This window comes from Methylobacterium sp. WL103 (genome assembly GCF_008039885.1).
GTDB lineage: Bacteria > Pseudomonadota > Alphaproteobacteria > Rhizobiales > Beijerinckiaceae > Methylobacterium > Methylobacterium cerastii.
The window spans coordinates 1-1,521 of the sequence record NZ_VRUX01000815.1; the positions used below are offsets into that span (position 1 = coordinate 1).

General features: G+C 70.3%; 1 protein-coding gene and 2 pseudogenes. 2 read left to right on the forward strand and 1 reads right to left on the reverse strand.

The genetic code is table 11. From position 1 onward, the window contains the following. A pseudogene (locus tag FV222_RS25745) lies at positions 1-539 on the reverse strand (hypothetical protein); the annotation flags it as partial. A 169-nt stretch (positions 540-708) separates the two neighbouring features. Between FV222_RS25745 and FV222_RS25750 the strand changes: the two are divergent. After that, positions 709-1,176, forward strand: coding sequence for a peroxiredoxin (locus tag FV222_RS25750; protein ID WP_147762242.1), 468 nt, complete (start codon positions 709-711; stop codon positions 1,174-1,176). Positions 1,177-1,285: 109 nt separating this feature from the next. After that, positions 1,286-1,521: pseudogene (locus tag FV222_RS25755) on the forward strand (M23 family peptidase); the annotation flags it as partial.

Consider the following 1,521-nt stretch of genomic DNA (forward strand, 5'->3'; position numbering starts at 1 on the left):
ACCACGCCGCGGGCCGCGTCCACGCTCGGCGGCGTGTGCGGCGAGGCGTCGCCGGGATAGGACGGCTCGGAGGCCGCGAACGCGATCGAGCCGTCGCGGTGGACGAGCGCGGTCATCTGCACGTCGCGGAACTCGATCGAGCGCGGCGACGGCGAGAGCCTCAGCAGGCTCCAGGGGTCGATGCTGACGAGGGCGAGCGGCGCGCGCACGACCAGCGCCCCTTGCGGGTTGCGGATGTCGAGCCCGCTGACGCGCAACGCCAGCGCGTTCTCGGCATCGATCTCGAGGGTGCTGTCACGCAGGTCGATGCGCCAGCCCGGCCCGATCCGGTCGGCCAGCGCAGCCGAGACCCGCGCCGACAGGCCGTCGATCTGCAGCGGTCCGTAGGCGAGGCGCATGACGCCGGCGCCGAGCCCGAGGCCGAGCACGACGACCAGGGCGGCGGCCGTCCACAGGCAGCGCCGCGTCCAGCGACGAACCGCCTTGCGCGGGCGCCCTGCGCCGGGCGTATCCTCGAGCCGGGCCGCTTCCTCAGGCATGAAGACCTTGCATCGGCGCGTTCGCGGGGCCGGACCATGCGCTCATTCTAGGACGCGACCCTTAAGCGAAGCGTTTCCGAAAGGGGACCGGCTAGCGCGCCCGTAGTGCAGGCGGCGGGCTTGCCGGCTCCGCACCAAGCAACCATCAATCGGCCGAAAGGATGGCACGATGCCCCTCGCACAAGGCGAGTACGCTCCCGACTTCACCCTTCCAGGCTCCGGCGGCAAGACGCTCGCGTTGGCCGAACAGGCCGGTCACAAGATCGTGCTCTACTTCTATCCGAAGGACGACACGAGCGGCTGCACCTTGGAAGCGCAAGCGTTCAACGCATCGCTGGCCGACTTCACCGCCGCCGACACGGTCGTGATCGGCGTCTCGCCCGACCCGGTGAAGAGCCACGACAAGTTCGCGGCCAAGTACGACCTCGCCTTCCCGCTCGTCTCCGACGAGAGCAAGGCGATGCTGGAGGCCTATGGCGTGTGGGTCGAGAAGAGCATGTACGGCCGCAAGTACATGGGCGTCGAGCGCACGACGATGCTGCTCGACCGCGAGGGCCGCATCGCGCGGATCTGGCCCAAGGTGAAGGTGCCGGGCCATGCCGCGGAGGTGCTGGAAGCCGCGCGCGCACTGAGCTGATCGCGCACCGCATCTCCGGGAGGCCGCATCTTGCGGAAGTCATGAGGGATTTTCCGGTTTCTTAACCCTGTCGGCGCTCGATGGCGGTCTTGGAACCCGGCCCCCCTCGATGAAGCTCCGCGCCATCGTTCCCCCTCGCAGGAACCGGCTTCTCGCCGCCTCCCTCGTCGTCGCCACCCTCTGGGCCGCGGCGGCGAGCGGGCTGCTGTTGTTCCACGACGACCTGCTGGCCGGGTTCGTCGCCCGGCAGGGCGCGATGCAGGTGGCCTACGAGGCCCGCCTCGCCGCGCTCCAAGCCGAGCTCGACCGTGGCGGCTCGGCCCGCGCGGAGGCGCAAGACGCCGT